5 protein-coding genes are annotated in these 6408 nt (G+C 71.4%); 2 read left to right on the forward strand and 3 right to left on the reverse strand.

The window, feature by feature from the left end; genetic code table 11:
- Positions 1-39 precede the first annotated feature (39 nt).
- Both DK254_RS32110 and DK254_RS32115 read left to right on the forward strand, forming a co-directional pair.
- On the forward strand, positions 40-702 hold the full coding sequence (locus tag DK254_RS32110) for a response regulator (RefSeq protein WP_109937074.1): 663 nt from the start codon (positions 40-42) through the stop codon (positions 700-702).
- Positions 699-2066, forward strand: a complete 1368-nt coding sequence (locus DK254_RS32115) for an ATP-binding protein (protein WP_109937075.1) — start codon at positions 699-701, stop codon at positions 2064-2066. The genes DK254_RS32110 and DK254_RS32115 overlap by 4 nt, the downstream gene beginning before the upstream one ends.
- 29 nt (positions 2067-2095) lie before the next feature.
- Here DK254_RS32115 and otsA read toward each other — a convergent pair whose 3' ends face one another.
- Genes otsA through otsB form a run of 3 tightly spaced genes read right to left on the reverse strand, consistent with a single transcriptional unit; the run spans position 2096 to position 6110 of the window.
- A complete protein-coding gene (gene otsA / locus DK254_RS32120) occupies positions 2096-3511 on the reverse strand; it encodes an alpha,alpha-trehalose-phosphate synthase (UDP-forming) (RefSeq protein WP_109937076.1) in 1416 nt (471 codons plus the stop codon).
- Positions 3496-5292 (reverse strand): glycoside hydrolase family 15 protein, encoded by a 1797-nt coding sequence (locus tag DK254_RS32125; RefSeq protein WP_109937077.1) that lies wholly within the window; start codon positions 5290-5292, stop codon positions 3496-3498. Before DK254_RS32125 ends, otsA begins: the two co-directional genes overlap by 16 nt.
- On the reverse strand, positions 5289-6110 hold the full coding sequence (otsB, locus tag DK254_RS32130) for a trehalose-phosphatase (protein WP_109937078.1): 822 nt from the start codon (positions 6108-6110) through the stop codon (positions 5289-5291). Before otsB ends, DK254_RS32125 begins: the two co-directional genes overlap by 4 nt.
- Between the last annotated feature and the right edge of the window lie 298 nt (positions 6111-6408).

Here is a 6408-nt window from a genome sequence, read left to right on the forward strand (position 1 = left end):
TGCTTTACTCAAGGCGATCAAGGACAAGCAGGACTGAGCATGCGGCTACTGCTGGTGGAGGACGACAGCGCCCTGGGCGAAGGGGTACGCACCGGGCTGCGCCAGGAGGGCTACACCATCGACTGGCTCAAGGACGGCGCCAGCGCGCTGCACGCATTGCAGCACGAGGCATTCGACCTCGTGGTGCTCGACCTGGGCCTGCCGCGCCTGGACGGCGTCGAGGTGCTCAGGCGCCTGCGCGCCGGCGGCGCCAACCTGCCGGTGCTGATCCTCACCGCGCGCGACGCCACCGAGGACCGTATCGCCGGGCTGGACGCCGGCGCCGACGACTACCTGGTCAAGCCCTTCGACCTGGACGAACTCAAGGCCCGCCTGCGCGCCCTGCTGCGGCGCAGCGCCGGGCGCGCGCGGGTGCTGATCGAGCACGCCGGGGTGAGCCTCGACCCGGCCACCCAGCAGGTCAGCTACCGCGGCCAGCCGGTGGTGCTCACGCCCAAGGAATACCTGCTGCTGCACGAACTGCTGGCCCAGCCGGGCAAGGTCTTCACCCGCGAGCGCCTGACCCGGCTGCTCTACGGCTGGGACGAGGAAGCCGAGAGCAACACCCTGGAGGTGCACATCTACCACCTGCGCAAGAAGCTCTCCGGCGAGCTCATCCGCACCGTGCGCGGCATCGGCTACCTGGTGGAAGGCCAGGCATGAACTCGCTGCGCCAGCGCACCCTGCTGCGGGTGACGGCCCTGCTGCTGATCGGCACCGCCCTGCTGACGCTGTACAACTACCACGACAGCAGTCACGAGATCGCCGAGGTCTACGACGCCCACCTGGCGCAGAATGCCCGCCTGCTGCAGGGGGTGATGAGCATGCCGCTGGACGAGCCCGGGCGGCGCAACCTCTACGCCGCCTTCGACGAGGCGCTGAGCCAGGTCGGCAAGCACCGCGTCGGCCACCCCTACGAGAACAAGCTGGCCTTCCAGGTCTGGCGCGAGGACGGCCAGATCCTGGTGCACACGCCCAGCGCGCCCACCTTCAGCGCGCCGCTGCGCACGCCGGGGTTCGCCAACTACGAGGTGGAGGGCCGGCACTGGCGCGGCTTCCTGCTGCCGGTGCCGGCGCAGAAGCTGCTGATCTGGGTGGGCGAGCGCGACGACGTGCGCGAGGACCTGGTGGGGCGCATCGTCCGCCACACCCTGCTGCCCTTCATGCTCGGCAGCCTGGCCCTGGTGCTGCTGGTCTGGCTGGCCATCGGCTGGGGCCTGCAGCCGCTGCAGAACATGGCGAAGGTGATCCGCGCCCGCCACGCCGATTCCCTGGAACCGCTGCAGCTGGTGCCGCTGCCCAGGGAACTGGAGCCCATGCAGGCCGCGCTCAACCGCCTGCTCGGCCAGCTCGAGGCGCTGCTGCGCCGCGAGCACCGCTTCATCGCCGATGCCGCCCACGAGATGCGCACGCCCCTGGCGGTGCTCCGCCTGCACGCACAGAATGCCCTGCAGGCGCGCAACGAGGCCGAGCGCCGCGAGGCCCTGGACTTCCTCATCGGCGGCGTCGACCGCCTCAGCCGGGTGGTCAACCAGTTGCTGACCCTGGCCCGCGTCGAGCCGCAGCTGGCCCAGCGCCAGTTCGCCCCGGTGGACCTGGCCGCGGTGGTCACCGACACCCTTGCCGAACTCACCCCCTGGATGCTCCGCCAGGGCCTGGAGCCGGTGCTGGAGATCGAGCCCGGCGACTACCGCCTGAACAGCGACGCCGGCGCCATCGGCATCGCCCTGCAGAACCTGGTGACCAACGCGGTGAACTTCTCCCCACCCGGCGCGCTGGTGCGCATCGGCCTGCGCGCGGAGGGCGCGCACTTCGAGCTGAGCGTCGAGGACCAGGGCCCGGGCATCGCCGAGGCCCACCTGGAGCGCGCCTTCCAGCGCTTCTACAGCGAAGGCAATGAGGGCGGCGCGGGCCTTGGGCTGTCCATCGTGGCCATGATCATGCAGCGCCTGGGTGGCAGCGTGCAGTTGGCCAACCGCACCGAGGGCGGCCTGCGCGCCCGCCTGCGCCTGCCACGGGGCCCGTGAGCGGCGCCCACGGCCGTTGCCCGGCTGCCTCAGTGCTGGCTGGCGCCGCGGCTGGACAGCCAGTTCAGCGGCACGGCCGGGCGCGTCAGGGCCTCGATGAAACCATGGCCCCAGTAGCGGATGTGGTTGGCCTCCAGCACCGAGTACATCTCCTGGTGGCGCGCCTGGCGTTCCTCCAGCGGCATCTCCAGGGCACGCTCGATGGCGTCGGCCAGGGCGTCGCGGTCATGGGGGTTGACGATGAGCGCGCCGCCCAGCTCGGCGGCGGCGCCGGCGAACTGCGAGAGGATCAGCACGCCCGGGTCGGCCGGGTCTTGCGCGGCGACGAACTCCTTGGCCACCAGGTTCATGCCGTCGCGCAGCGGCGTGACCAGGCCGATGCGCGCGCGGCGCATGACCAGGGCGATGTCCTCGCGCCCCAGGTTGCGGCTGACGAAGCGCAGCGGCACCCAGGACACCGCAGCGAAGCGCCCGTTGATGTGGCCCACGCGGGCGCTCACCGCGGCGTCGATCTCGGCGTACTCGGGAATCTCCTGGCGGCTGCCGGGGGCGATCTGCAGGCAGGTCACCCGGCCCTGCCGCTCGGGGTACTTCTCCAGGAAGCGCTCGTAGGCGTCCAGGCGGTTGGTGATGCCCTTGGAGTAGTCCAGGCGGTCCACCCCGACCATCAGCGCGCGGCCCACCAGGCTCTCCTCCAGCTTGGCCGCCAGCGGGCCGTGCTCGGCCTCCTCGGCCAGGCGGCGGAAGCCTTCCACGTCCACCCCCACCGGGAACACGCCGACGCGGAAGTGCTGGTGGCCCAGGCTGAAGCGCCGCGAGTCGGGGGTGGCCGCGCCCACCACGCGGGTCAGGTAGCGGGCGAAGTTGTCGGCGTCATTCTCGGTCTGGAAGCCGATCAGGTTGTACTCGGTGAGCGCTCGCACCAGCTCCTCGTGGTGCGGCAGCGCGGTGAGCAGGTCCGGCGGCGGCATCGGGATGTGCAGGAAGAAGCCGATGCGGTTGCGGTGGCCACGCTCGCGCAGCGCCACGGCCAGGGGGATCAGGTGGTAGTCGTGGACCCAGAGCACGTCGTCCGGCTGCAGCAGCGGGCTCAGGCGTTCGGCGAAGAACTCGTTGACGCGCAGGTAGCCGCCGAAGTCGGCCTCGGTGAACTCGGCCAGGTCCACCCGGTAATGCAGGATCGGCCAGAGCACGCGGTTGGCGAAGCCGTTGTAGTACTCCTGGAAGTCCTGCGGCGGCAGGTCGGTGATCATGTAGGTGATGTTGCCGTTCTTCAGGGTGACCGGCTCCGCGGGGTTCTCCGCCACCTGGCCGCTCCAGCCGAACCACAGGCCCTCGCGCTCGCGCAGGGTGGCTTCCACCGCCACCGCCAGGCCGCCCGGCGCGGGCCGGCCCTCGGCATCGGGCATGCCCACCCGGTTGGAAATCACTACAAGCCGCGACATAGGCCCTCCTCCCAGCTCATGGACAGACGCATGGCGGTGTTGATCAACCCGGCCATGGAGTACGTCTGCGGAATGTTGCCCCACATCTCGCCGGTGTGCGGATGCAGGTCCTCGGACAGCAGGCCGAAGCTGTTGCGCGCGGCCAGCAGCTCGGCGTACAGCGCGCGGGCCTGGTCGCGCCGGCCGATGGCGGCCAGGGCGTCCAGGTACCAGAACTTGACCACCAGGAAGGCGGTCTCCGGCACCCCGAAGTCGTCGGGGGCGGCATAGCGCAGCAGGTGGCCATTGACGTTCAGCTCGCGGCCGATGCAGTCGACGGTGGCGACGAAGCGCGGGTCGTCGGCCTCGATCAGGCCCAGCTCGTGCATCAGCAGCACGCTGGCGTCCAGGTCGTCGACGCCGAAGCTGCCGGTGAAGGACTGCCGGCGCTCGCTCCAGGCCTCGCGCAGGATGCCCTCGCGCAGGCGCGCGGCCTCCTTGCGCCAGCGCGCCGCCGAGTCGCCATGGCCCAGGCGCGCGGCGATGCGCGCCACGCGGTCGCAGGCGGCCCAGCAGAGCATCGCCGAATGGGTATGCACGCGCTGCCGGCCACGGTATTCCCAGATGCCCGCGTCGGGCACGAAGGCGCAGCGCGCGGCGCGCTCGGCCAGGCTTTCCAGCAGGCGCAGCATGCCCTCGTCGCCGGGGTGCGGCAGGCGCTGGTCGACGAAGCTCTGCAGCACCGCCAGCACCACCGAGCCGAACACGTCGTGCTGCACCTGCTCCACCGCCTGGTTGCCGACGCGCACCGGGGCGTGGCCGAGGAAGCCGGCCAGGTCCGGCTCGATGCGCTCGGTCAGGTCCATGGCCGGAACCACCCCGTACAGCGGCCGCAGCTCGGCGCCCTCCACCGCCACCGTGGTGATGAAGTCGACGTAGCGCTCCATGGTCTTGGTGGCGCCCAGGCGGTTCAGCGCCAGCACCACAAAGTAGGCGTCGCGCAGCCAGCAGTAGCGGTAGTCCCAGTTGCGCTGGGTGCCCGGCGCCTCGGGCACCGAGGTGGTCACCGCGGCGATGATCGCCCCGGTCTCCTCGAAGCTGCACAGCTTCAGGGTGATGGCCGCGCGGATCACCACGTCCTGCCATTCGAAGGGGATGGCCAGCGAGCGCACCCACTCGTACCAGCCGGCGCGGGTGCGTTCGAGGAAGCTTCTGACCACCTGCTCGGGGGACTCGTCCAGCGGCTCGTCGACGCCCATCACCAGGCTCACCGGGTGCTTGAGGGCGAAGGGCGTTTCCTGCATGACGTAGGACAGCGGCGCATCCGTGGTCAGGCGCAGCGCCTGGTCGCCACCCAGGTAGCGGATGTGGCTGGAGCCGGCCACCGCCTCGCAGGGCTTGCCGTAGTGGTGCGTCGGGCGCATGCGCAGGGTCACCCGCGGCAGCCCCTGTATCGGCTCCACCAGCCGGCACAGCTGCGCCGGGCGGAAATAGCGGCCGTACTGCGGGAAGCGCGGGGCGAAGTCGGTGATGCGCACGGCGTTGCCGGCGGCGTCGGTGAGGGTGGTGCGGATGATCGCGGTGTTCGGCTGGTACTCCGCATGGCTGCTGACCATGCCGTCGAGCAGCACGTCGCAGAAGCCCTTCTCCTCCTCGCCGGCCAGCAGCCGGGAGAAGGCCGGGTCGCCATCGAAGTTCGGGTAGCACCACCACACCAGGCGCCCCTGCCGGTTCACCAGGGCGGCGACGCGGCAGTTGCCGATCAGCCCCAGGTCCAGCGCGCCGTTGTGCTTGCCGCTCATGCCTGTGTCCTCCTCGTGGCCTGTATGAGTGTCTCGCGTACCGTTCGCGGATGGTCAAAGACGGCCCGGGCGCCGGGGGCCGGGCGCCCGACCGAAAGGCCCAGCCCACCCAGCTGCGGCATCAGCGCCAGGGCCGGCTCGTCGGTATGGTCGTCGCCGATGAACAGCGGCCGGCGCCCGGCGAAGGGCGGCGCGCCGAGAAAGCGACGGATGGCCTGGGCCTTGTCGCTGGCATGGGCCAGCACCTCGAACACCATCTTCCCCGGCAGCAGCCGCAGCCCGGCGCCGTCGGGGCCGCGCAGCAGCCGGTCGAGGGCGGCCCGCAGGGCCGGGCCGGCCTCGGGCACGGCGCGGTAATGCAGGGCCAGGCTGCTGCCCTTGTCCTCGGCCAGCACGCCGGGGTGCCGCCGGGCCAGGGCCAGCAGGCGTTCGCGCTGCGCCGCGCCGAGTTGGGCCGCCGGCAATTGCCGCATGGGCTGCCCGCCGGCCAGGCGCCACTGCGCGCCGTGGCCGCCGCTGGCCGGCAGGCGCAGGGGGGCGAACAGGTCGTCGAGCTGCGCCAGCGGGCGTCCGCTGACCAGCGCCAGGGCACCGTCAAGCCGGCGGTGCAGGCTTTGCAGGGCGGTGCGCAGGTCGTCGGGGACGCGCACCGCGTCGGGGCTCTCGACGATATCCAGGAGGGTACCGTCGACATCGAGAAAGAGCGCGCAACGGGCTTCGCGCTCGCTCAACCAGTCATCGAGCAGGGCCCTGGCCGAGGCATCACCGCAAGCAGCAATGGCCGCGTCGGCCAGACCGGGATCGATCGGGCGGGACATGGGCCGATCTCCACGTTTCGGGCCGCCCGCGAACAACCGGTGCGGACGGCGAAGCGAATGAGAATCCAAAAGACTAACACGGGGAAATGCAGCGCGCGGCCGTGCCGCCGGCCGCATCCTCCCGCTCTGGGACGGACCTTCCCGGCCCCATGCAAGTTCAGCAAGGTCCATGCCTTGGCGCCGTCGCCGCCCCTCCCCGGCTACCGATCGCGCCGCCACGACGCCCACCCCATGGGGGCTGCTGCCGTTCGTCGAATCCCCGCGCAAAGCAGGCCGCCGCTTCCCGGCCAGGGCGCGG

The sequence above is a fragment of the Pseudomonas sp. RW407 genome (assembly GCF_003176655.1).
Classification (GTDB): Bacteria; Pseudomonadota; Gammaproteobacteria; order Pseudomonadales; family Pseudomonadaceae; genus Pseudomonas; species Pseudomonas delhiensis.